This is a genomic window from Phenylobacterium sp. J367 (assembly GCF_024699985.1).
Taxonomy (GTDB): domain Bacteria; phylum Pseudomonadota; class Alphaproteobacteria; order Caulobacterales; family Caulobacteraceae; genus Phenylobacterium.
Map to the genome: position 1 here is coordinate 3,593,366 of NZ_JAJONA010000001.1, position 21,800 is coordinate 3,615,165.

22 protein-coding genes and 6 pseudogenes are annotated in these 21,800 nt (G+C 66.8%); 21 read left to right on the forward strand and 7 right to left on the reverse strand.

Annotated elements, in window-relative coordinates:
- Positions 1–51 precede the first annotated feature (51 nt).
- Entirely contained in the window at positions 52–420 is a 369-nt protein-coding gene (locus tag LRS04_RS19130) for a DUF1622 domain-containing protein (RefSeq protein WP_257817691.1), read from the reverse strand.
- On the opposite strand from LRS04_RS19130, the gene LRS04_RS19135 reads away from it, so the two are divergent.
- Positions 413–832 carry a hypothetical protein gene (locus LRS04_RS19135; protein WP_257817692.1) on the forward strand — a complete coding sequence of 140 codons (420 nt, stop codon included), beginning with the start codon at positions 413–415 and terminating at the stop codon, positions 830–832. The two genes, LRS04_RS19130 and LRS04_RS19135, sit on opposite strands and share 8 nt — an antisense overlap.
- A gap of 473 nt (positions 833–1,305) precedes the next feature.
- Here LRS04_RS19135 and LRS04_RS19140 read toward each other — a convergent pair whose 3' ends face one another.
- The 5 genes and pseudogenes from LRS04_RS19140 to LRS04_RS19160 all read right to left on the reverse strand — a co-directional run.
- Positions 1,306–1,740 carry a four-helix bundle copper-binding protein gene (locus LRS04_RS19140; RefSeq protein WP_257817693.1) on the reverse strand — a complete coding sequence of 145 codons (435 nt, stop codon included), beginning with the start codon at positions 1,738–1,740 and terminating at the stop codon, positions 1,306–1,308.
- Between the two features lie 225 nt (positions 1,741–1,965).
- A complete protein-coding gene (locus LRS04_RS19145) occupies positions 1,966–2,331 on the reverse strand; it encodes a hypothetical protein (protein ID WP_257817694.1) in 366 nt (121 codons plus the stop codon).
- Between the two features lie 251 nt (positions 2,332–2,582).
- The gene (locus tag LRS04_RS19150) at positions 2,583–2,897 is read right to left on the reverse strand and encodes a zinc-binding dehydrogenase (protein WP_257817695.1); all 315 of its coding nucleotides are present in this window, start codon (positions 2,895–2,897) and stop codon (positions 2,583–2,585) included.
- A 67-nt stretch (positions 2,898–2,964) separates the two neighbouring features.
- Positions 2,965–3,039 (reverse strand): annotated as a pseudogene (locus LRS04_RS19155) (hypothetical protein); the annotation flags it as partial.
- A 328-nt stretch (positions 3,040–3,367) separates the two neighbouring features.
- Positions 3,368–3,610, reverse strand: a pseudogene (locus LRS04_RS19160) (alcohol dehydrogenase catalytic domain-containing protein); the annotation flags it as partial.
- A 204-nt stretch (positions 3,611–3,814) separates the two neighbouring features.
- Here LRS04_RS19160 and LRS04_RS19165 point away from each other — a divergent pair.
- The 8 genes and pseudogenes from LRS04_RS19165 (at position 3,815) to LRS04_RS19195 (ending at position 11,259) form a co-directional block, all read left to right on the forward strand.
- On the forward strand, positions 3,815–5,335 hold the full coding sequence (locus LRS04_RS19165; protein ID WP_257817696.1) for an aldehyde dehydrogenase family protein: 1,521 nt from the start codon (positions 3,815–3,817) through the stop codon (positions 5,333–5,335).
- A gap of 99 nt (positions 5,336–5,434) precedes the next feature.
- A complete protein-coding gene (locus tag LRS04_RS19170; RefSeq protein ID WP_257817697.1) occupies positions 5,435–5,770 on the forward strand; it encodes a hypothetical protein in 336 nt (111 codons plus the stop codon).
- Between the two features lie 419 nt (positions 5,771–6,189).
- Positions 6,190–6,870: pseudogene (locus LRS04_RS19175) on the forward strand (transketolase); the annotation flags it as partial.
- 52 nt (positions 6,871–6,922) lie between these two features.
- Positions 6,923–8,194, forward strand: a complete 1,272-nt coding sequence (locus LRS04_RS19180) for a transketolase C-terminal domain-containing protein (protein WP_257817698.1) — start codon at positions 6,923–6,925, stop codon at positions 8,192–8,194.
- Positions 8,191–9,387: a transaldolase gene (gene tal, locus LRS04_RS19185; protein ID WP_257817699.1), complete on the forward strand. Its 1,197-nt coding sequence runs from the start codon at positions 8,191–8,193 to the stop codon at positions 9,385–9,387. Before LRS04_RS19180 ends, tal begins: the two co-directional genes overlap by 4 nt.
- Positions 9,388–9,400: 13 nt before the next feature.
- Positions 9,401–10,387, forward strand: a complete 987-nt coding sequence (gnd, locus tag LRS04_RS19190) for a phosphogluconate dehydrogenase (NAD(+)-dependent, decarboxylating) (protein WP_257817700.1) — start codon at positions 9,401–9,403, stop codon at positions 10,385–10,387.
- Positions 10,388–10,534: 147 nt separating this feature from the next.
- A complete protein-coding gene (locus LRS04_RS28300; RefSeq protein WP_374576607.1) occupies positions 10,535–10,789 on the forward strand; it encodes a heavy-metal-associated domain-containing protein in 255 nt (84 codons plus the stop codon).
- Positions 10,765–11,259 carry a DUF411 domain-containing protein gene (locus LRS04_RS19195; protein ID WP_257817701.1) on the forward strand — a complete coding sequence of 165 codons (495 nt, stop codon included), beginning with the start codon at positions 10,765–10,767 and terminating at the stop codon, positions 11,257–11,259. Before LRS04_RS28300 ends, LRS04_RS19195 begins: the two co-directional genes overlap by 25 nt.
- 44 nt (positions 11,260–11,303) lie before the next feature.
- Here the strand turns inward: LRS04_RS19195 and LRS04_RS19200 are convergent, their stop codons facing one another.
- Positions 11,304–12,353, reverse strand: coding sequence for a type II glyceraldehyde-3-phosphate dehydrogenase (locus LRS04_RS19200; protein ID WP_257817702.1), 1,050 nt, complete (start codon positions 12,351–12,353; stop codon positions 11,304–11,306).
- 541 nt (positions 12,354–12,894) lie between these two features.
- Between LRS04_RS19200 and LRS04_RS19205 the strand changes: the two genes are divergently transcribed.
- The 12 genes and pseudogenes from LRS04_RS19205 to LRS04_RS19255 all read left to right on the forward strand — a co-directional run.
- Positions 12,895–13,344, forward strand: coding sequence for a hypothetical protein (locus LRS04_RS19205; RefSeq protein WP_257817703.1), 450 nt, complete (start codon positions 12,895–12,897; stop codon positions 13,342–13,344).
- Positions 13,345–13,393: 49 nt separating this feature from the next.
- Positions 13,394–14,512, forward strand: coding sequence for an FAD-binding oxidoreductase (locus LRS04_RS19210; RefSeq protein WP_257817704.1), 1,119 nt, complete (start codon positions 13,394–13,396; stop codon positions 14,510–14,512).
- 335 nt (positions 14,513–14,847) lie between these two features.
- Positions 14,848–15,201 (forward strand): hypothetical protein, encoded by a 354-nt coding sequence (locus tag LRS04_RS19215; RefSeq protein WP_257817705.1) that lies wholly within the window; start codon positions 14,848–14,850, stop codon positions 15,199–15,201.
- Positions 15,198–15,893, forward strand: coding sequence for a cytochrome c3 family protein (locus LRS04_RS19220; protein WP_257817706.1), 696 nt, complete (start codon positions 15,198–15,200; stop codon positions 15,891–15,893). Before LRS04_RS19215 ends, LRS04_RS19220 begins: the two co-directional genes overlap by 4 nt.
- Before the next feature lie 240 nt (positions 15,894–16,133).
- Complete coding sequence (locus LRS04_RS19225) at positions 16,134–16,496, forward strand: hypothetical protein (protein ID WP_257817707.1); 363 nt, start codon at positions 16,134–16,136, stop codon at positions 16,494–16,496.
- A 134-nt stretch (positions 16,497–16,630) separates the two neighbouring features.
- The gene (locus LRS04_RS19230; RefSeq protein WP_257817708.1) at positions 16,631–17,407 is read left to right on the forward strand and encodes a hypothetical protein; all 777 of its coding nucleotides are present in this window, start codon (positions 16,631–16,633) and stop codon (positions 17,405–17,407) included.
- A gap of 85 nt (positions 17,408–17,492) precedes the next feature.
- A complete protein-coding gene (locus tag LRS04_RS19235; RefSeq protein ID WP_257817709.1) occupies positions 17,493–18,860 on the forward strand; it encodes an MBL fold metallo-hydrolase RNA specificity domain-containing protein in 1,368 nt (455 codons plus the stop codon).
- A gap of 2 nt (positions 18,861–18,862) precedes the next feature.
- Entirely contained in the window at positions 18,863–20,380 is a 1,518-nt protein-coding gene (locus tag LRS04_RS19240; RefSeq protein WP_257817710.1) for a thymidine phosphorylase family protein, read from the forward strand.
- A gap of 10 nt (positions 20,381–20,390) precedes the next feature.
- A pseudogene (locus tag LRS04_RS19245) lies at positions 20,391–20,552 on the forward strand (ribose-phosphate pyrophosphokinase-like domain-containing protein); the annotation flags it as partial.
- Between the two features lie 73 nt (positions 20,553–20,625).
- Positions 20,626–21,264 carry a phosphoribosyltransferase family protein gene (locus tag LRS04_RS19250; RefSeq protein WP_257817711.1) on the forward strand — a complete coding sequence of 213 codons (639 nt, stop codon included), beginning with the start codon at positions 20,626–20,628 and terminating at the stop codon, positions 21,262–21,264.
- Positions 21,264–21,449 (forward strand): annotated as a pseudogene (locus LRS04_RS28305) (MgtC/SapB family protein); the annotation flags it as partial. The gene LRS04_RS19250 and the pseudogene LRS04_RS28305, both read left to right, overlap by 1 nt.
- 37 nt (positions 21,450–21,486) lie before the next feature.
- Positions 21,487–21,717: pseudogene (locus LRS04_RS19255) on the forward strand (MgtC/SapB family protein); the annotation flags it as partial.
- Positions 21,718–21,800: the final 83 nt, after the last annotated feature.

Sequence of the window (21,800 nt, forward strand, 5' to 3'; positions counted from 1 at the left end):
TCAGCCGCCCGGTCCCCTCGCGGCCGTTCGTCGGGCGCCAGGAAGCGGGTCTTAGCCCTTCCTGCGTTCAGCGGCGTCGATTTCGCGCTGGATGAAAAAGTTCAACGCCGTTCGCAACGTTGCGACTGCCGCGAGTTGGCCGATCTCGGTCCATGTCGGCGCGACCGCGGTTCGCATCACATCCGCCGCCAACAGGAACTCAAGGCCCAAGGCCAAAGAGCGGGCGAGCCGGAGACGGGGCCCCTCGCCAGGGCAATCTGCCTCCGCGTTCCGCTTCCAAGTGCGTTCCAAGGTTCGCCAAAGCGCACCGAGAACCGCTACGGCGATGACAGCTACGGCAATAGCATCCGTGAACAGCGCCATCGTCACCGTAGCGTGCTGCAGCCAGCCAGCCAATGGCTCGACAAACGCCATGCTCATCAGCTCGTCCCCCACTGTTCAAACCCCGAAGGAGAAACAAATGACTACTATATCTAAACTTTGCCGCTCCGCTGCTCTTTTGACCTCGTCGGTCGCCGCTCTCGCGATCACCGGCTGCAACCAGAAGACGGACGAGGCCCCCGCAGCCGCTGTGGACGCGGCAGCTGTGGCCACCGACACCACAACGCCCGCTACGGCGGCGGCGCATGGCGAGACCGAGGCTGAAACGCGCGCCCAGGGCCACAAGGAAGGCATGCAAATGGAGCGAGACGCGCACGCCCAAGGCATGGGTATGCAGAAAGACGCCCAGGGCTCAGGCATGTCGTCTGGCGCCAGCTCGCCGCCGATGAAGGATGACAGCATGCCGATGCCCCCGGCCAAGGCCGACCCGCCGATGAAAGATCATATGTAAGCGCTGCGGTTCGCAGAGGATAACGGGTCGCGCCGACCCAAGGCGGCGCGACCCGTTCACCGTCCGACGCATTCCTCGGGGTCCAGTGCGGGCGTTCAGATGCGCCGACCTGGCGCGCCTGAAGCACCGACTTGAAGGCGATGTAGCCGGGTGGCGAATGAGCATGAGCACGCTCGGGTAGTGATCCACGTCAACTCGGCATCCTCAGCAATTATTAGACGCCGCGCCGGCTCCATGCGCCCGAGCCCGGAGTGAGAGGGCATGCTGGAGCTGAAGCCACAGCCGTGAATGGCGGAGTGTGCCGGCCGACTGGGGATAGGTAGGTCCGTGTGGCGGCTCGGAAACAACGGGCAACCGCCCCAGTTGCGGGGGTTACCGTTCCGGTCCGGTGTGGCTTTCAACGAAGCGCCGCTCTGCGGCTGCGCAACCGCTATCAGCGCAACAGGAACCCGCCGACGGAGGCGGGCGCCCACCTACATCTCCATGGCCATGTGCCGGCATGCCGCGCCGCACTCCCGGCACGTCGCCGCGCATCGGGTGAGCACCGCGTCGTTCTTGAAGGCGTCGCAAGCCTGAGCGCACGCTTCACAGAGGTCGGCGCAGGCGCGACAGAGAAGGGTGTGCGTCGGCGCACCCCGGAGCATCGAATTGGCCGTGGTCTGGCAGAGCTCCGCGCAGTCCTGCAGCAGCGCCACGAGCTGCGCCGGCGCGCGCAGTTGCGGCTGTCCCATCACATGGCGAGCGCTCGTCAGACAGCTCCGATGCGAGGCGATGCAGAGCGCGACACAATCATCCATCGACATCCCATCACCATTGGGAGGAGGGGCTTGCGCGGCGGCGGGCATGGCGGCTGCGGCCCCGGCGAGGGTAAGGCCGGCCAAGAGTTCTCTGCGGTCGCGCAATTGCATCTCCGTTCTGCTATGTTTGAGGGCTTGATGCCGGGCTGTCCGTCGGACGGGTCTCTCTGGTGTCGATGATAACCTTGAGGGGCGGGGTTTCGACCGCTCGGCGGTAGGTGTCGGAGACGTCCACGCCCCCGATCGCAACAGTCGCGCCGGGAGCCACTTTGCCGTTGGGCACCGCGGTGGCCCGTGCGACCGGAGAGCGAGTTCCGCCGTCCCGCGTAGCGTTCGCTAGGGAGCTTTCAGTTCGACCAGATCGAACTTCCTGGCTTGGCCGTTGACCACGGTCGCCTCGGCAAAGTGCTCGTCTATAACTCGGTCGATGCGGACCGCACCGACATCATCGCGGCGCGGGACAGGCGGAGCACCTTTCGACACCCCCGGCGTTCCGATGAATCGGACGACCGTAAGGACCTGTCCCGGTTTGGCCCCTTCGGCGCGCCCAACGCAAAGGATCACCGCCTGACCCTGCATCTCCACGACCTGACCGCGCATTATGTACCGGTGCCAGACCTCTGCTGTGGCGGAAGAGCCCAGCACAGGCAGGAGCGCAAAAAGGGCCGAAAGGCCGATGGCCCGTCCAATTGTCCTGTTCACATCGAATCTCCTTGTCCTCTCCACGAGCCCAGACCTGCAGCCGGCCGAGGCCTGGAGGGCTCCCTAAACCCGGCGCGATCGCTCTCGGTCCGCACGACGCACGCGGTTGATGTCCTTTTTGACGCAACTCGTCGCGTCAGGATTACATTGTCGCGACTGGAGGGGCGAATCGGCCCTTCTGGTCGTGCCGCAACGGCGGAGCCGGCCCGGACGCCTCACCCGCCCCGCCGCGCTTTAGATGAGTCTAGCGGCTACTCCAGGCTCAAGACTACGCGCCCATCGATCGCGCCGCGTTCCATGCGTTCGAAGACTTCGTTGATGTTCTCGAGCCGGTCCCAGGAGAAGTGCGCGGCGACCTTGCCTTCGCCCCCGAACTCGAGCGCCTCTTCCAGATCCTGCCGCGTTCCGACAATCGAGCCCCGGACGGTGATCCGCTTGAGCACCGTGTCGAAGATCGGCATGGCGAACTTGCCGGGCGGCAGGCCGATCATGGCCATGGTCCCATGCGGCCGCAGCGCCCCGAAGGCCTGCTCGAAGGCCGCCGGCGAAACGGCCGTGACAAGCACCCCCGTGAACCCCGCCGATCTGCTTCTGGATCTCGGCCACGGGGTCGGTGTCCCGGCCGTGCAGCGTGAGGTCTGCGCCCAGCTGCTTGGCCAACGCCAGCTTTTCGGGATGGATGTCGATCGCCGCGACGTGCATGCCCATGGCCTTCGCGTACTGAACCGCCAAGTGTCCGAGCCCGCCGATCCCCGAGATCGCGACCCACTGCCCGGGCCTCACCTCGGTTTCCTTCAGGCCCTTGTAAACGGTCACGCCGGCGCAAAGCAGCGGCGCTGCGGCGCCCCAATCCAGGCCATCGGGCAAGCGGCCCACATAATTGGGATCCGCCACCGCGTATTCGGCGAAGCTGCCGTTCACGGAATAGCCGGTGTTCTTCTGAGAGCCGCAGAGGGTCTCCCAGCCGGTGCGGCAGTGGGGGGCAGTAGCCGCACGCGGTATGCAGCCAGGGCACGCCGACGCGGTCGCCCTCCCGCACCCTCTGCACGTTGGCGCCGACCCCGACCACCACACCCACGCCCTCGTGGCCGGGGATGAACGGTGGGTTCGGCTTCACCGGCCAGTCGCCCTTGGCGGCGTGCAGGTCGGTGTGACAGACGCCGGTGGCAGCCAGGCGCACGAGAACCTGATCGGGTCCCGGCGTCGGAATGGGGACCTCCTCGATCGCTAGAGGCCTGCCGAACTCCCGCACGACTGCGGCTTTCATCATCGTCGCCATGGGTCTGCTTTCCTCTCCTGGCCGTGCATCCCTCGTAATGATCTGGCCGAAGGTTGCCTTTGATCCCTGTCAAGGCGACGCGCCTCCCGTGCAGAAAGAGTATCCAGTGGGTCCGCTACGGGCTCATCTCTGAACTGGCGACATTCCGCCAGGGCAGGGCCGTTGCGAGCACTTCGGCTCGCGTGCGAATACAAGGAGAGCCCCTTGTTCCAGAGCGCCATTCAGTCCGTGCGGACCCTGGGCAAGGTCCCCGCCCGCTACGGCAACTTCATCGGGGGGCACTGGTCGCCGCCTCTGAGGGGGCAGTATTTCACCGACCACAGCCCGATCAACGGCGCGCGGATCGCGGAGTTCGCGCAGTCGACGGTTGAGGACGTCGAGGCGGCGCTGGACGCGGCGCACGCGGCCAAGGCGGGTTGGGCGCGGCTGTCGCCCAGCGAGCGGTCGCGGATGCTCAACAAGATCGCTGACCGGCTGGAGGAGAACCTCGAACTCTTCGCGCTCGCCGAGACGATCGATAACGGCAAGCCGATCCGCGAGACACGCGGCGCCGACGTGCCCCTTGCGGTCGATCACTTCCGCTACTTCGCAGGCTGTATCCGCAGCGAAGAAGGCTCGATCTCGACAATCGACGAACAAACGATCGCCTACCACTTCAAGGAACCCCTTGGCGTCGTCGGCCAGATCATCCCCTGGAACTTCCCGCTACTCATGGCCGCCTGGAAGCTCGCCCCGGCGCTGGCAGCGGGCAACTGCACTGTGATCAAGCCCGCTTCCCAGACGCCGCTCACGCTGATGCTGTTCGCGGAGCTGACCGCCGACATCCTGCCGCCCGGCGTGCTGAATGTGGTGACCGGGCCGGGCGGCACCGTCGGCCGGGCGATCGCCGCCAACCCGCGGATCGCCAAGGTCGCCTTCACCGGCGAGACCACGACGGGACGGCAGATCATGCAGGCCGCCGCCGAACACCTGATCCCGCAAACCCTGGAGCTTGGCGGCAAGTCTCCGAACATTTTCATGCCCGACGTCATGGCCGCCGACGACAGCTTCCTCGACAAGGCCGTGGAGGGCCTAGCCCTCTTCGCCTTCAACAAGGGTGAGGTCTGCACCTGCCCGTCGCGCGCCCTGGTGCACGAATCTATCTTCGACGCCTTCATGGAACGCGCGATCAGCCGCGTCGCCAGCATCAAGGTCGGCGACCCCCTGGAGCCGACCACCCAGATGGGCGCCCAGGCCTCGGAAGCTCAGCTCACCAAGATTCTGGACTACATCGAGATCGGCAAGCAGGAGGGCGCGCAGTGCCTCACCGGAGGTGAGCGTGCGCTGCCGGGCGGCGAGCTCGACGCGGGTTACTTTGTGCAGCCGACCGTGTTCGTGGGCGAGAACCACATGCGGATCTTCCAGGAGGAAATCTTCGGCCCGGTTCTGGCGGTGGCCCGCTTCAGCTCGCCGGAAGAGGCGGCGCGGCTCGCCAACGACACCCCTTACGGCCTGGGCGCCGGCGTCTGGTCCCGCGACGGCGGGACCGCATACCGGATGGGACGGGCGATCGAAGCCGGTCGGGTGTGGACAAACTGCTACCATGTCTACCCGGCGCATGCCGCCTTTGGCGGTTACAAGGCCTCAGGCTTCGGGCGGGAGAACCACAAGATGATGCTGGCCCACTACCAGCAGACCAAGAACCTGCTCGTCAGCTACGACGATCAACCCCGCGGGCTGTTCTAGGGAGCAGAAAACACTGCAAGAGCGCCTCCCGCCGCCGGTGCGCGTAATGATAGGGCGTCGCGAGCGTCCTTACCAGCAAGCCTGATCTGGAGCCAAACCATGAAGTCTCTCATCATTACGATCACCGCCGCTTCGGCCCTGTTCGCAGCCAGCTACGCCCTGGCGGACGGGCCGCCCGCGAAGACCCCGCCTCCCACCGCCACAGCGGCGCAGCATGAAATGTGCGGCAGGATGAAGGGCGGCCAGATGCCTGCCGGCAAAGGTCAGATGGGCGCCATGAAGGGGGCGGACGGCAAGCCTATGGCCAAGGCGGACATGGACAAGATGCACAAGATGTGCGGCAAGATGATGGGCCACGGCGGAATGGCCCAGCCGAAGTCCGGATCCCATCCGCCGGCGCCGAAGAGCGACGCACCGAAAGCTCACGAACACTAGTTCCCTCAGGCGGCGTAGGGTCCGCTGGCGCCGGCCAGCCGAGGCATTGGCGACTAAGCGATGATTAGCGTCATGAGCACGCGGCTCCAACGCTTGTCGCGGGCTCGGCCTTGGCTGTTCCCTGTGACCGCCCTCTACGACAGAAGGCAGGAGGTGCGCGTGGCTGCGGCTGACCCCGACCACCATGGTCTGTGCCGACCTTCGGTAGCCCAGATTGCGGCGCCAAGCTGTCGAAACATGCCTCACCCGGCCCCCTCACCGGTCATGCTCAGAAAGGCTGGCCGGTTCCTGGCGTCTGGCGCGCAGTCGGGCAGGGCTGGAGAAGGTGGCCGATGATCGACCAGGCGCCTGGGTCCGCCGCTTCGCCAAGGGCGGGAACGCCCGAGAGGCTCGCGATCGACACGATCCGCACGCTGGCGATGGATGCTGTGCAGAAGGCGAATTCGGGCCATCCGGGCACGCCGATGGCGCTGGCCCCGGTGGCCTACACCCTGTGGCGAGACTTCCTGCGCTACGATCCGGACACGCCCGATTGGCCGAACCGCGATCGCTTCGTTCTGTCGGTCGGTCATGCCTCGATGCTCCTCTATGCGGTCTTGCACCTGGCCGGGGTCAAGGAGGTCAACGCCGACGCGAAGCGGACTGGAGAGCCCGCGGTCAGCTTGGAGGATATCAAGCAGTTCCGGCAGTTCGGCTCGAAGACGCCCGGCCATCCCGAGTACCGGATCACCACGGGCGTCGAGACGACCACTGGTCCCCTGGGCCAAGGCTGCGGAAACTCCGTTGGCATGGCGATTGCGGAGCGTGCGCTGGCCTCGCGTTTCAACCGCGACGGCTTCGTCCTGTTCGACCACAACGTCTATGCGCTGTGTGGCGACGGCGACATGATGGAGGGCGTCTCAGGCGAGGCGGCGTCGCTCGCCGGCCACCTGGCGCTCTCGAACGTGTGCTGGATCTACGACAGCAATCGTATCTCGATCGAAGGATCGACCGAACTCGCCTTCACCGAGGATGTCGGCAAACGCTTTGAGGGCTATGGCTGGAACGTCGTCCATGTTGGGGACGCCAACGACACCGCCGCGCTCGCAAGCGCGTTTGACGTCTTCACGGCGACCGACGATAGGCCCACGCTGATCGTGGTGCAGTCCGTGATTGGATGGGGGGAGCCCAAGGGCCGGCAGCGAGAAAGCGCACGGCGAGCCGCTTGGCGAGGACAACGTCCGCGCGACCAAGACGGTCTATGGATGGCCTGCGGACAGCGAGTTCCTCGTGCCGGACGGCGTGGCAGAGGCGTTCCAGGCGGCCATTGCGGCCCGCGGCAGGCCGGCGCGGGAGGCCTGGGAGGCGACCCTCGTCCGGTACCGCAATACCTTTCCGAGGGAAGCCGCACAGATCGACCTGCTCCGTGAAGGCAAGCTGCCCGGTGGCTGGCAGGCCGCACTTCCGAGCTTTCCGACAGACGCCATAGGCCTTGCCTCGCGCGACAGTGGCGGCAAGGTGCTTAACGCCGTTGCGCCCCACGTCCCGCTGCTCATGGGCGGTTCTGCGGACCTATCACCGTCGACCAAGACAACAATGACCTTCGAGGGGGCGGGCTCGTTCGAGCGAGGTGATCCTACGGGCCGCAACCTGCATTTCGGCGTGCGCGAGCATGCGATGGGCTCGATCGCCAACGGCATGGCGCTGTCTTATCTGCGCCCTTACTGCTCCACCTTCTTGGTTTTCGCCGACTATATGCGCGCACCGATCCGGCTGGCGGCGATCATGGAATTGCCGGTCATCTTCGTGTTTACACACGACAGCATCGGTGTCGGCGAAGACGGCCCCACCCACCAACCGGTTGAACATCTCGCTACACTGCGCGCCATTCCAGGGCTGAACACGATCCGCCCGGGCGACGCCAACGAGGTGGCGGTCGCCTGGAAGGTCGCGCTGGAGCACAGCAACGTGCCGACTGCGTTGGTATTGTCCCGCCAAGCGATCCCCACGCTAGACCGTGTCAGGTATGCGTCGGCCGACGGATTGCAGCGGGGCGGTTATATCCTTGCAGATTGCGAGGGCGGTGATCCCGAGGTCATCCTGATCGGCACTGGTAGCGAACTGCCGCTGGTCGTGGCGGCCCACGAGAAGCTGAGCGCGGAAGGCGTGCGGTCGCGCGTGGTATCCCTGCCAAGTTGGTATCTGTTCGAGCTGCAGGACGATGCCTATCGCAAGCACGTTTTTCCCGACGAGGTACGCGCACGGCTTGCCGTTGAGCAGGCTGGCTCGATCGGCTGGGATCGCTATGTCGGGAGCGACGGCTGCACGATCACGATGAAGACATTCGGAGCCTCGGCCCCGTTGGCCATGCTTCAGGAGCATTACGGCTTCACCATCGAAAATGTCTGCGCCGTCGCGCGTGGCATCATCGGGAAGCACTCATGACCAGTCGTCTGAAGACACTTGGCGAGGCCGGACAAGCGGTCTGGCTCGACTTCATCGATCGCCGGTTCCTGTCCGACGGCGGCCTGCGCAAGCTCGTCGAGGAAGACGGCCTCACCGGCGTCACCTCCAATCCTTCCATCTTCGAGAAGGCGATGGGTCACGGCGATGCCTATGATGCGGGCTTCCAGGCGGCCGCCGGCAGGGCTGACGCAAGCGCGCAGGACCTCTACGAGAGCCAGGCCATCGGCGACGTCAAGGCCGCGGCAGCGGACCTGCGGCGTGTCTACGACAGGCTCTGCGGCGAGGACGGCTATGTCAGCCTTGAGGTTTCGCCGCGCCTCGCCAACGACGCCGCGGCGACCGTCGAGGAGGCGCGGCGGCTGTGGGCGGCCGTCGACGAGCCCAACCTGATGGTCAAGGTCCCTGGGACAAAGGCCGGCGTAACCGCCCTGCGGGTGCTGGTCGAGGCAGGGGTCAACGTCAACATCACCTTGCTGTTTTCGCTCGGCGCCTACCAGGCGGTCGCGGACACCTACATGGCCGGGCTCGAGGCGCGCGCGGCGCGGGGCGAGCCGATCGACCGGATCGCCAGCGTGGCCAGCTTCTTCGTCAGCCGGATCGACGCGCAGATCGACCAGGCCATCGATGCGCGGCTTGCGGCAAACGATCCGCAGAGCGCCGACCTCGCGGCGATCCGCGGCAAGGTGGCCATCGCCAACGCCAAGCTCGCCTATGCCTGGTTCCGGACGTTGCTCGCAAGCGAGCGCTGGCAGGCGCTGGCCGCGAAGGGCGCGATGCCCCAGCGGCTGCTGTGGGCGTCCACGGGCGTCAAGGACCCGGCCTATCCGGACACCCTCTATGTTGACGCCCTCGTCGGGCCGAACACCGTGACCACCCTGCCGCCCAAGACCCTGGACGCGTTCCGCGATCACGGCGCGGTCGGCCCCGCCCTCACCGAGGACATCGAGGGCGCGCGACGCGTGCTCTCGGAGGCGGCCCGCCTGGGCCTCGACCTGGACGCGGTCACCCGTGGGCTCGTCCAGGAGGGCATAACGCTGTTCGCGGAGGCCACGGACGCCCTGCTCGGCGCGGTCGACGCCAAGCGCGCGACGCTTCTCGGCGATCGCCAGCGGGCGACGGACGCGCCCCCAGCGAACAGCCCGGAGACGGCCCCTGCCACACCTACCCAATGAGGAAATCAGCGCCATGCATCTAGCGGTCATCGGTCTGGGGCGGATGGGCGCCAATATCGCGCGCCGGCTGATGCGCGGGGGACACAGCGTCGTCGGCTTCGACCGCAACCCACCGCTCACCGAGGCGATCGCCGGAGAGGGCGCGATCGCGGCGTCATCGCTGAAGGACGTCGCCGCCAAGCTGGAGTCCCCGCGCATTTTCTGGGTGATGCTGCCCGCGGGCCTGCCCACTGAGGACACCATCCAAGCGCTCACCGAACTGGCCGAGCCGGGCGACATCATCATCGACGGCGGCAACAGCTTCTACAAGGACGACATTCGACGCGCGCGCGCGCTGAGGGAGAAGAACCTTTGCTATGTGGACGTCGGCACGTCCGGTGGAGTCTGGGGCCTGGAACGCGGCTACTGCATGATGATTGGCGGGGACAAGGCGACCGTCGCTCGGCTCGACCCGATCTTCTCAGCCTTGGCGCCGGGGCTCGGCGCCATTCCGCGCACACCGAACCGTTTGGAGCAGGAGGGTGAGGATCCGCGCGCCGAGCAGGGCTACATTCACGCCGGTCCCGCCGGCGCCGGGCACTTCGTCAAGATGGTCCACAACGGGATCGAATACGGGTTGATGCAGGCCTACGCTGAGGGGTTTGACATCCTCAAGGGCCGGAACTCGGCCAAGCTGCCGGCCGAGGAACGGTTCGATCTGAATCTGACCGATATCGCCGAAGTCTGGCGGCGCGGCAGCGTCATCTCCTCCTGGCTGCTCGACCTCACCGCCGCGGCCTTGGCCAAGGACCAGATGCTGAGTCAGTTCTCAGGCCGAGTCTCCGACTCAGGCGAAGGGCAGTGGACGATCGACGCGGCGATGGAGGAGGCGGTTCCGGTCAACGTCCTCTCCGCGGCGTTGTTCGCGCGCTATCGCAGCCGCGTGGAGCACACATTCGCCGATCAGGTCCTGTCAGCGATGCGCTTCGGGTTCGGTGGGCACGTCGAAATGCCGCAATGAGCAAGGCGCGACCGTGCCGACGGCGGCGCTTTTTCATCTTCGGAACGCCGACGTTCGCGGCGCGGGCGCCGGTGACGAGCGGCCTTGACCTTACCATCGTGGGAAGCCCCATCTGGTCAGGCGAGGCCATCAGAACAGGAGATTTCAATGCTTCGTTATCACGTCAACGACCTTAGCTGCGGACACTGTGTCCAAGTTGTAACCGCCGCCATCAACGCGCTGGATCCAGCCGCAGAGGTCACCATTGACCTGCCCAGCAAGCGGGTCGATGTGCGGTCGGATCGCGAGCCGTCCGTGGTGGCGGGGGCGATCAGCAAGGCCGGTTATACACCGGCCTTGTACGAACAGGACGCGGCGGCCGCGAGAAGCAGCGGCTCTTGCTGCTGCGGCCCGCGCCGCTAAATCCCAAGGAAGTGACAGAGATGCTGACTCGCCGATACCTGCTGGCCGCCAGCGCGGCGCTTGTGTCCGGAGCACCCGCCCTCGCGGCGAGCCCGCCGCCTGTGACGGTCTACAAGACCGCCAGCTGCGGCTGTTGCAAGGGCTGGATCACCCACATGCGCCGGTCGGGCTACCTTATGAAGGAAGTGGTCGTGGAGGACGTCAGTCCGATCGGACGCGAGCATGGCGTGCCATTCGAGCTGTCGTCATGCCATCTCGCGACGGTCGGTGGCTATGTCGTGGTCGGCCACATACCGCCGGCCGACGTCGCACGCTTGCTGCGCGAGAGGCCGAAAGCCCTAGGCATCGCCGTTCCGGGCATGCCTTTCGGGTCTCCCGGCATGGAGTCCCCAAGGGGTGAGGTCGAGGCCTACCAGACGCTGCTGCTCATGCCGGGAGGCAAGACGCGGGTCTTCGCGCGCCATGGCTGATCTAATTGTGAGCGGCGGCGGCGCCGCCGCTAGGGATGCGAACGCTAGCCCCCAGCCGGGTTGAACGGATCGCGCGAGATCTGCAAGGCCTCGTCGGTCGCGCGTATCGATGCGGCCCCAGAGGGCTCGCGGCCGGCGAGCGCCCGGATGGCGTCGATCGTCTCAGGCACAACAATGGCCTGGTTGTCGACCATGTAGGTATAGAACAACTCATCGCCCTCCACGCGCAGCATGTCGGACCAAAGCGCGACCTCGTAGAGATCGCCCCGGGAGCGGCCGAGGTCCGCCATCAGCTCCTTGACCGCATTGATCGCGGCTAGGCCATAGCTGTCGGGCATGAGGAAAATGCGGGGTGACGCGCGGAAGGCGTCCAGCACCTCCTCCTTCGGGGCGCTTCGGGAAAGCTGAACCGACCAGTAGTGGAGGTGGGCGATCGTCTCGGGGACCTTGACGGCCATCGTCAGCACATCGAGGTCCGGGTCGACCGTCTGAGCATCAGGACCTTGGTGGCTCGGGATCTCCGGTTCCGGGACGAGGGTGTTGATGATACCGCCAAGGTGACTCTCCCACGGGTCGGTGGCGCGCCGCATGAGCGTGCCGCGAGCGCGCCGGAGCAACCCAGCCTGCTTCAGAGCGGTCAAGGTCCGCACCGTCGCCGTTGTATTGCAGGAGACGACGCGGGTCGCGTCGAGGCCGACTGCGCTTTGGTAGTTGGATTCCGCGACGAAGGAGTGACCGGTAACGCCGTGCTTCTCGCCTCCCTGCACGATGAACTTCCGGCCGAGTTGGCGATAGACCGGCACATTCTCCGCAGCGACCCGCTTGGGCGTGCAGTCTACGACGACATCGACGGTTCCAAGCAGATCCTGCAGACGCCCTTCCACGGCAATCCGATTTGCCGCGAGGTGCTCATGTGCTTCGGACGTGGCGGCGAACAGTGGGATATCCTTGCGGTGCAGGGCCCGCGTCCGCCAGTCTGCTGCGACGTCGGAGACGCCCACCAGGCGCATATCAGCCTGAGCACGCACAGCATCGGCAACACGTTTGCCGATCACCCCGTAGCCGTTGACGCCGACCCGAATCTCCCCTGCCATCTGGCACCTCCTCTTTTCGCTGGCCCCCCCAGCAGCGCCTGGTGGGCGCTATGGCGGAGCCTTCTGTTGCTGTGGCGCTGTAAGGGACGCTCCATCGCAGCGTCTCTTACGTCTTGCCTTCAAAGCGGCCGAGCCTTTCGGCTAGAAGCGTTGCTATGGATAAGGGATCTGACCTGCATATGCACGGGACCCAGTCGGCGCCTCTCGTCACAGCCCTAAGAGCCGCCACCATCGCGGCTGTGGCTCTAACCGCCGCAACACCATCCACCTTCGCCTGGGCGCAGGCCCCCGCCGAGGACCACGCCGCTCATCATCCGCCGCCAGCTGGCGCGAACCCCGATGCGGCCTCAGGGATGAGCGGAATGAAGGCCCCCAGCCCCACAATGGGCGCCGGTCCCCCAGCGAGCGCCTGCGGCGGCCGGCGGTATGGGCGGCATGATGGGAGATATGATGGCGCCCTCTGGCATGGGCGGGGGGCGCAGGCGAAGGCGCAGCGGGTTGCTGTGGCCCCATGGGGCCCAAGCCGTTCTACGCGTCTATGATGGACTTTCCGAAGCTCACCGACGAAGCCCGCGCGCGGATCCGGCCTGAGGCGCTGACGCGACTGGGATCAGGGTCGCAGGCGGTCACGGATGGGCAGGCGGCCCTGCATCGCGCCCAGGCGGCCAATGACGCCGCTGCCGCGCTCACCGCGCTGCGCGACGTCAGAGACGGTCTTTCGTTGGCGCAAAGCGGGGCCGGCGCGCTTCGGGCGCTCGAGGCGGGCCAGTCGCCTGAACAGACCGCTCTGGCCTGGTTCCGACACGAGATGACGCTGCCCCCGGCGGACCGCTCAGAGATGGCTGGCGGCTTTCGCGGTCTCTCCTGGCTGCACGTTCTGCTCATGATCCTTCTGGGCGCCGCTCTTACGGGGGGCGCTCTGGCTGCAATGGATCCGCGCGCGCCGTGTGGGGGCGCTGGCCGAGCGGCTGACACCCGGCGCTCCAGCTGAGCCATCGACCGCTGAACCCGCAGCTTCGCCGGGTTCAGCCCCTGCTGTCATGTCCAAGGCGGCAGAAGCCGGAGCGCCCGCGCGGCGTCCCTGGATCGGCGTCCTGCGGATCAAGGCGATTTTCGACGAAACGCCCGGCGTGAAGACGTTCCGGCTGATGGAGCCAAACCTCGGCCCGTTCCCGTTCACTTTCCTTCCGGGACAGTACGCGACGGTCACCTCCGAGATCGATGGCAAGAAGGTCCGCCGATCCTACACCATCTCCTCTTCGCCCACGCAACGGGACTACATCGAACTGACCGTGAAACGTGAGCAATACGGATTGGAGTCTCGCCACCTCCACGACCGCGTCGACGCCGGCGATCTCATCGAGGTGGCCGCCCCCGCCGGGAGCTTCTTCTTCACCGGTCAGGAGGCGGAAGGCATCGTCCTGATCGCTGGCGGGGTTGGCATTACGCCTATGATGAGCGTGCTGCGCTATCTCACGGACCGCGCCTATCCCCACGACATCTACCTTCTCTACGGGGTGCGCACGCCCGCCGACATCATCTTCCGCGAGGAACTGGCGCATCTCGCGCGCCGGCACCCGAACGTCCACGTCACGACTGTCGTCTCTCAGCCCGAAGGGACCGAATGGGCTGGTTCAGTGGGGTTCATGACGCCCGAGTTCATCATCGCGGCCGTTCCGGAGATCGTCCGCCGCCGGGTCCATCTCTGTGGCCCGCCCGCGATGATGGAAGCGGTCAAGGGCGTCCTTCGCGGAATGGGCGTGCCCGACGATCAGGTGAAGACGGAGAACTTCGCGCCCCCGAAGGGTGGTCCAGTTCTGGAAACCCAGCCCCCCGCAGCCGCGGTCACGGCCGTCGTCGATGTCGCAGTCGTCTCTCCCTCGGCCCCGCCGTCGGCGCAGGCGACGGTGACCTTTTCCAAGTCCAACAAGTCCGGACGCCTGGCGCCCGATCAGTCGGTGCTGGAGGCCGCCGAGGCCATCGGCGTCGCCATCGACTACGAGTGCCGGGTCGGGATCTGCGGCCGCTGCAAGGTGCCACTGCGGCAGGGATCTGTGAGCATGGAGGTCCAGGATTCTCTGACGGAGGGGGAAAAGCGCGACGGGGTCATTCTCGCCTGCCAGGCGAAGTCCGTCGGCGACCTCGTTGTGGACGCGTGACATGACGCGAAGTGAGAAAGTCATTGTGGAAGGCCTGCTGAGCGCACTTGCGCTCACCGCGCCCGCCTTCCTGTTGCATTCAGCGCCGCGGTTTCCCGGGAGCTTGGCCGGCGGGGCCCTGGGCATAGCCGCAGCTGTGCTCTTTGTCGCCCTACTGGCGTACGCCCTCGTGAAGCGGCAGGGGCGGGTGAAGGCGCTGCTCAGCGCGCGGCGGGTCTCCCCTTGGCGCGATTCTGACCTTCCACGTCTATGCCGGGGCGATCGGCGCGGTGCTGGGCGTCCTGCACTCAGGTCATAAGCTAGTGAGTCCCCTGGGGGTGGGGCTCATGGTCTCGATGCTTCTGGTCGTCGCCACCGGCTTTGTCGGACGCTACTTCCTCGTCGAGCTTGGCCAGGATTTGCGGGATCAACAACGCCAGCTCTCCGTGCTGAGGGATCGCTATGACAGCCTCGCGCTGTCCGCCGTCGGCCTGAAGGATGAGGTTGTGGTCGATCCCTCCGGCCTCAAGGTCAATCACCTGCTAGGCGCCATTTCCGACCTGGAGTTCGCCATCGGCGCCCGCGAGACTTTGAAGCGCGCGCTGAACCGGTGGGTGGTCACCCACATCCTCGCCGCCATCGTCATGTACACGCTGCTCGCGCTGCACATCTGGTCCGGCGTCTACTATGGACTGAGGTGGCTCCCATGAAGCTGCCGGGCCAGATCTACGCGGCGCTGAGCGTATTCGGCATGGTCTTCGTCGCTGGGGTCGTGTGGACGCTTTGGCAAGGTGGCAGCCACGCCTTGCCTGGATGGACGGGCGCGGTGCGGCCGGGGGCCCTTTCCGAGGCCCACGCCTTCCTGGGCGACAAGTGTGAAAGCTGCCATGCGCCAGTCGAGGGCGTGACCGCGCAGAAGTGCGTCACCTGCCATGCGCCGGCGCCGGAGTTGCTGATGAAACCCGCGACCGCGTTTCACCAGAACATCGGGGACTGCAAAGGCTGTCACGTCGAGCACCAGGGTCGCGCCGTCCGGCCCACCAAAATGGATCACGCTGTGCTCGAGGCGGTCGCACGGCGGCGCGATGGCGGCTCGGGGAGCCTGCAGTGCGCCACGTGCCATGCGGTTCAAGATCCTCACGGCGGCTTCTTCGGCAAGCAGTGCGCCAGCTGTCACCAGACCGAGAGCTGGGAGATCAAGACCTTCCTCCATCCGAGTCCCAAGTCCACTGACTGCGCGCAGTGCCACAAGGCGCCGCCCAGCCACTACATGATGCACTTCGAAATGATGGACCGTCCCATCTCAGGCCAGAAGGGGGCTCGGGTCGAACAGTGTTACCTCTGTCACCAGACCGACTCGTTCAACAACATCAAGGGCGTTGGCATGGTAAAGGTACATTGACCCGGACGTATCACGACGTTGCGACTGCCCTAGATTCCCGACGTTGCTCATGAACCGTTTCAGCCATCTCTGCGCCTCCGGCCGAGGGACTTGTCGAGCCCGCCTGGGTCGCCGGCAATTCCATCGCCGCAATCAAGATCGCGATCAATGCGGGCGACGCGCCCGCCGAGCGGGTAGCGAAGATGCCGGGTTCTCGTCTGTTTCGTCCGGCTGATGTCGACTGGCTTAGAGGGGAGGGGCATGACCCACGACGATCGAGGTGTTGAAAACCGCGACGCCGTGCTCAACCGTGAGTGCTTCTGCATCACGCTGGATCGTGCCAGCCTCGTTGCGGCGATCCAGGCCGAAGCGCTGGACGCCGACCTCGCAGCGGCTCTGCTGGACGGCCGGCCGCACCTTTTCGCCGAAATGCCGGTGTTCCTCGCGCGCGCGGATCTGGACGCCATGCTTGCGGTCGTCGATGCGATCGAGGCGGCGGCCAGCGACCCCACCTATCAGGCGGCGGTGATGGCCTGGGGCCCGAAATCGCGCGGCATGACTTCGGGCCCCGCGGCGTCTTCACGGGGTACGACTTCCATCTCGGCGCGAGCGGGCCGAAGCTGATCGAAGTCAACACCAACGCCGGCGGCGCCTTTCTGAACGCCTTCCTCGCCCGCGCCCAGGGTGCGTGCTGCCGCGAGGCGCGAGACGCAATCGAAGCGACGCCGGCCGCGAATTTCGAGGCGGCCGTGTGGCGGATGTTCGAGCAAGAGTGGCGGTCTCAGGGTCGCGCCAGTCAGCCGCGCACCCTCGCCATCATCGACGATCGCCCGACCGAGCAGTACCTCTTCCCTGAGTTCCTGCTCGCCCAGCGCGCGTTCGAGCGGCGCGGCCTGAAGGTCAGGATCGTCGATCCTGCAGAGTTGTCCTTCGCCCAGGGCCAGCTTCGGCACGGCGACGAAGCGATCGATCTGGTCTACAACCGGCTTGTCGACTTCGCGCTGGATGGCGAGGGACACCGGGCGCTTCGTGACGCCTATGTGGCGGGCGCTGTCGTTCTCACGCCCAATCCGCGCAACCACGCCCTCCTGGCGGACAAGCGGAACCTGACGGTGCTGTCCGATCCCGCCGCGCCCGCCGGTTGGGGACTGTCGCCCACCCAGCAGCGCAGTCTTTCGGCAGTGCCTCGAACGATCCTGGTGACCCCGGAGTCCGCGGAGGCCCTGTGGTCGGCTCGCAAACGCTACTTCTTCAAGCCGGCCGGCGGCCACGGCGGCAAGGCGGTCTATCGCGGCGACAAGATGACCCGCGGGGTCTGGGAGGAGGTGCAGCGCGGCGGCTATATCGCCCAGGAACTGGCCGCACCGACCGAGCGGCGCATTAGAATCGACGGCGAGGTCCAGGCGCTCAAGCTTGACGTACGTCTCTACACCTACGCCGGCTCGCCGCTCCTCGCCGCGGCGCGAGTCTATCAGGGGCAAACAACGAACTTCCGCACGCCGGGCGGCGGCTTTGCGCCCGTCTTCGTCACCTGAACGGGCGGAGAGCGGGCGCAGCTTTGATCTGGGGCAAGGGCGCGGCCGGCGGGGCGCGTATTCTGTAGCAGGGAGCGGAGGGCGCATGGCCAAATTGACGCTGACGTCGCTAGGCGGCGCGGGAACGGTGACGGGCTCGAAGCACCTGCTTGAGCTTGGGGGGCGAAGCCTGCTCGTGGACTGCGGGCTGTTCCAGGGTCTGAAGGCCCTGCGCCTCAAGAACTGGGAGCCGCTGTCCCGCGAGGCGGCCTCCATCGACGCCGTGGTGTTGACCCATGCGCACCTCGATCACTCCGGCTACCTGCCACGGCTGGTGCGAGAGGGCTTCCGAGGCCCAATCTACTGCTCGGCGGCAACGGCCGATCTGGCGGAACTCCTGCTGCTGGACAGCGCCAAGATCCAGGAAAGCGACGCCGAGTTCGCGAACCGGCATGGCTTTTCCAAGCACAAGCCCGCGCTCCCGCTGTACGGCAAGCATGACGCCGAACGCGCCATTGGCCAGCTCCGGCCCGTCGCCTTCGGCAAACCGGTGGACCTTGGACATGGCGCCACGGCCACGTTCCGCTACGCGGGCCACATCCTGGGCGCCGCAACCGTCGAGATTCGATGGGGCGGGAAGACCGTCGTCTTCTCGGGGGACCTCGGCCGCTACGACGATCCGATCACGCCCGATCCCGAGCCCGTGCCGCACGCCGACTACCTGATCGTGGAGTCCACCTATGGAGACCGTCGCCACGATCCGGTGGCGCCAGCGCAAGCGCTGCTGCAGGTGATCGAGCGCACGACCGCGCGGGGCGGCACTGTCGTGATTCCGGCGTTCGCCGTCGGGCGCGCCCAGGAGCTGCTCTACCTGCTATCGAAACTCAAGCAGGATGGGGCGCTGCCGTTGACGCCCATCTATCTCGACAGTCCCATGGCGACTGATGCGACCGATCTTCTGTGTCGCCATGGGGCCGATCACAAGCTGAGCGAGGATGTCTGCCGGGCATCTTGCGAGGTCGCGACCTATACGCGCGACGTCGAGGAGTCGAAGGCTCTAAGCCACAACAGCATGCCCAAGGTGATCATATCGGCCAGCGGCATGGCGACCGGCGGGCGCGTGCTGCACCATCTGAAGGCGTACGGCCCCGACGCCCGCAACACCGTGCTCTTCTCAGGCTATCAAGCGGCCGGAACCCGCGGGCAGGCGCTACTCGGGGGCGCCCGCGAAGTGAAGGTCCACGGGCAGTGGATCCCCATTCGAGCCGAGGTGGCGAACCTCCCGATGCTCTCGGCCCACGCGGACGTGGACGAGATCATGCGGTGGCTGGCCGGCTTCAAGCGCCCGCCGGCCCGGACGTTCATCGTCCACGGGGAGGATGACGGCCCAGTCGGACTGAAGGCGCGCATCGAGGCGGACCTGGGGTGGGATTGCACGATCTCCGCTCAGGACGAAGCCTACGGCCTGTCGTGACTGTGGAGGCGCAACCCCGTTCTCCCACACCGACCCTGAAGGCTCGGCGGCTGGGACTGTTCACCCAGGACGACGCCGTCGTTCTCATGCGTTCGGACTGCCACGTCTGCCGCTCCGAGGGTCTCGGCCCGCGCTCGCAGGTGTTGCTAATGGCGAATGGGCGCGAGGTGCTCGCGCTTCTCTACCAGGTGTCCGACGGCCTTCTTGGCCATGGGGAAGCGGGCCTGTCGGAAGCCGCCTGGGCGCGGCTGGGCATCGCCGAGGGGGCGGAGCTCACCGTGCGCCATCCGCCGCCCCTCGGCTCCCTCTCGGCGGTCCGGCGTCGGATCTACGGACAGCGGCTCGATCTGGCGGCGCTCCAGTCGATCGTCAGGGACGTCGCCGCCGCACGCTACACGGACGTTCACCTTTCCGCCTTTCTCACTGCCTGCTCGGCGCTCCCCCTGGACCTTGAGGAGACGGTCGGCCTCACGCGCGCGATGATCGAGGTCGGCGAGCGGCTGACCTGGCCGTCGCCGATCGTCATCGACAAGCACTCGGTCGGCGGGCTTCCGGGCAATCGCACCACCCCGATCGTCGTGGCCATCGTCGCGTCGCACGGTCTGCTGATGCCGAAGACATCGTCGCGCGCGATCACCAGTCCAGCCGGAACGGCTGACACCATGGAGACGCTCGCGCCCGTCGACCTGGACGTCGCGGCCATGCGGCGCGTGGTGGACCGCGAGGGCGCCTGCCTGGTGTGGGGCGGCTCGGTCAGCCTCAGCCCCGCCGACGACATCCTCATCCGGGTGGAGCGGGTGCTGGACATCGACACGCGAGGCCAACTGATCGCCTCGGTGCTGTCGAAGAAGATCGCCGCCGGATCGACCCACATCGTGATCGATATACCGGTGGGCGCGACGGCCAAGGTCAGGACCGACGACGCGGCGGCCGAACTCGCCGCGGAGCTGACCGAGGTCGGGCGCGTGTTCGGCGTGGAGCTGCGGTGTGTCATGACCGACGGCGTGCAGCCGGTCGGGCGCGGGATCGGTCCTGCGCTGGAAGCGCACGACGTTCTGGCCGTGCTGAAGAACGACGCCCAGGCTCCGCAGGACCTGCGGCGGCGCGCCTGCGTGCTGGCCGGCGCCGCGCTCGAACTGGCCGGCCGAACCGCCGCCGGGACAGGCTTCGCGCTTGCCGAGACGACCCTCGCGGACGGCCGGGCGTGGGCGAAGTTTCAGGCCATTTGCGAGGCTCAAGGCGGGCTGCGGCAGCCGCCGAAGGCCGCCCTGACGCACCCGGTTTTGGCATCCCGCGCAGGGCGGCTGACAAGCATCAACAACCGGACCCTAGCCAGGCTGGCCAAGCTCGCGGGCGCCCCGGACGCCAAGTCGGCAGGGGTCATGCTGCACGCGCGACTGGGCGACGACGTCGCCCAGGGACAACCGCTCATGACCGTGCACGCCGAAGCGGAAGGCGAATTGGCCTACGCGCTCGAATTCGCCGCGGCGAACCCCGACATCGTGCAATTGGAGGCCTGACATGCGTCTCATGCTGGCTCTGCCGGGCCATGAAGCCTTCGCCGCCAAGCTCGCTGAAGCCGCCGGCGCTGAGCTCGGGCGGCTCGAGACGCGCCAGTTCCCCGATGGCGAGCACTACGTTCGCATCTTGGACAACCCGGCCGGCCGCCAGGTCGACATCGTCTGCAGCCTGGTGCGCATCGACAGCGTCATCCTGACGCTCCTGTTCGTCGCTGCGGCCGCGCGTGAGCAGGGGCGCCAAACGGGTGACGCTGGTCGCGCCGTACCTCGGCTATATGCGCCAGGACAAGGCGTTCAAGGCGGGGGAGGCGGTGACGTCACGCGCGTTCGCGCGACTGCTTTCGGGCGCCTTCGACCGGCTGATCACCGTCGATCCCCATCTACATCGCTTCAAGGCCCTCAGCGACCTCTACACCATCCCCTGTGTGACCCTGCATTCGGCCGACCTGCTCGGCGCCTGGATCCGTTCCGAAGCCCCAAATGCGCTGGTGATCGGACCGGACAGCGAGAGTGAGCAATGGGCTTCGGACGTGGCCGCGGCCGCTGACGCCCCGGTGGTCGTGTTGCGCAAAGAGCGGTTCGGCGATCGCGACGTCAGGATCACCTTTCCCGACCTCACCGCATTCGCCGGCCGTCAGCCGGTGCTGATCGACGACATTGCGTCGTCCGGCCGTACCTTGACGGCGGCGGCCCGCGAGCTCGGCTTGCGGGGGGTTCCCGCCCCCGATCTGCGCCATCGTGCACGCGATCTTCGGGGGCGACGCCCTGACCGAGGTCGCCGGCGCTTCGGCGCGCGTCGTCTCCACCGACGCAGTGCCGCACGCCACGAACGCCATCTCCGTGGCCCCGCTCATCGCGACCGTCCTGCGCGAGGAAGTCGCTGATGTCTGATCTCGACCTGGTCCTTCGGGTCGTCGCCGCCGCGGCCGTGGGCTTTCTGATCGGGCTCGAGCGGTCCCGACGGATCCGCTTCGTCGGCGCGCGCACTTTCGCGTTGATCGCCACAGCCGGCGCCATGGCCGGCATCATCGCCATGCGGCTCCACAGCGACGACGCGCGGGTCATCAGCACCGTGCTCCAAGGGGTGCTGATGGGGGGTCGGATTCGTCGGCGCCGGCGTGATCATGCACCCGGCCTGCGGCCGCTCGATCCACGGCGTGACGACCGCCGCAGCGGTCTGGGTATCCGCGCTCGCGGGCTTCGCCGCCGGCCTCGGGGAGTGGCTGCTCATGGCGCTGGGCGCTGGACTGACCTTTATTCTCTTGATGGCGCCGGAGCCGTTCGCCGCCAAGACCCCGGCGGCGGAGGAAACGAAGGACAAAGCCCCGCGCCGCTAGCGCACTGGCGCGGTCGCGCCTGCGCCTCTCCGGCCGGCGTCACGCTACGATCGATTGGAGGTCGCCATGCCGAGAGCCAAGTC

Bases quoted from the DNA above. Each gene is read 5' to 3' on its own strand.
- LRS04_RS19230 (WP_257817708.1), top strand. From the start codon at position 16,631: ATGTTCGAGCAAGAGTGGCGGTCTCAGGGTCGCGCCAGTCAGCCGCGC.
- LRS04_RS19220 (WP_257817706.1), top strand. From the start codon at position 15,198: ATGAAGCTGCCGGGCCAGATCTACGCGGCGCTGAGCGTATTCGGCATG.
- gnd (WP_257817700.1), top strand. From the start codon at position 9,401: ATGCATCTAGCGGTCATCGGTCTGGGGCGGATGGGCGCCAATATCGCG.
- LRS04_RS19170 (WP_257817697.1), top strand. From the start codon at position 5,435: ATGAAGTCTCTCATCATTACGATCACCGCCGCTTCGGCCCTGTTCGCA.
- LRS04_RS19135 (WP_257817692.1), top strand. From the start codon at position 413: ATGCTCATCAGCTCGTCCCCCACTGTTCAAACCCCGAAGGAGAAACAA.
- LRS04_RS19235 (WP_257817709.1), top strand. From the start codon at position 17,493: ATGGCCAAATTGACGCTGACGTCGCTAGGCGGCGCGGGAACGGTGACG.
- LRS04_RS19215 (WP_257817705.1), top strand. From the start codon at position 14,848: ATGCTTCTGGTCGTCGCCACCGGCTTTGTCGGACGCTACTTCCTCGTC.
- LRS04_RS19210 (WP_257817704.1), top strand. From the start codon at position 13,394: ATGTCCAAGGCGGCAGAAGCCGGAGCGCCCGCGCGGCGTCCCTGGATC.
- LRS04_RS19225 (WP_257817707.1), top strand. From the start codon at position 16,134: ATGACCCACGACGATCGAGGTGTTGAAAACCGCGACGCCGTGCTCAAC.
- LRS04_RS19200 (WP_257817702.1), bottom strand. From the start codon at position 12,353: ATGGCAGGGGAGATTCGGGTCGGCGTCAACGGCTACGGGGTGATCGGC.
- tal (WP_257817699.1), top strand. From the start codon at position 8,191: ATGACCAGTCGTCTGAAGACACTTGGCGAGGCCGGACAAGCGGTCTGG.
- LRS04_RS19130 (WP_257817691.1), bottom strand. From the start codon at position 420: ATGAGCATGGCGTTTGTCGAGCCATTGGCTGGCTGGCTGCAGCACGCT.
- LRS04_RS19140 (WP_257817693.1), bottom strand. From the start codon at position 1,740: ATGCAATTGCGCGACCGCAGAGAACTCTTGGCCGGCCTTACCCTCGCC.
- LRS04_RS19205 (WP_257817703.1), top strand. From the start codon at position 12,895: ATGGACTTTCCGAAGCTCACCGACGAAGCCCGCGCGCGGATCCGGCCT.
- LRS04_RS28300 (WP_374576607.1), top strand. From the start codon at position 10,535: ATGCTTCGTTATCACGTCAACGACCTTAGCTGCGGACACTGTGTCCAA.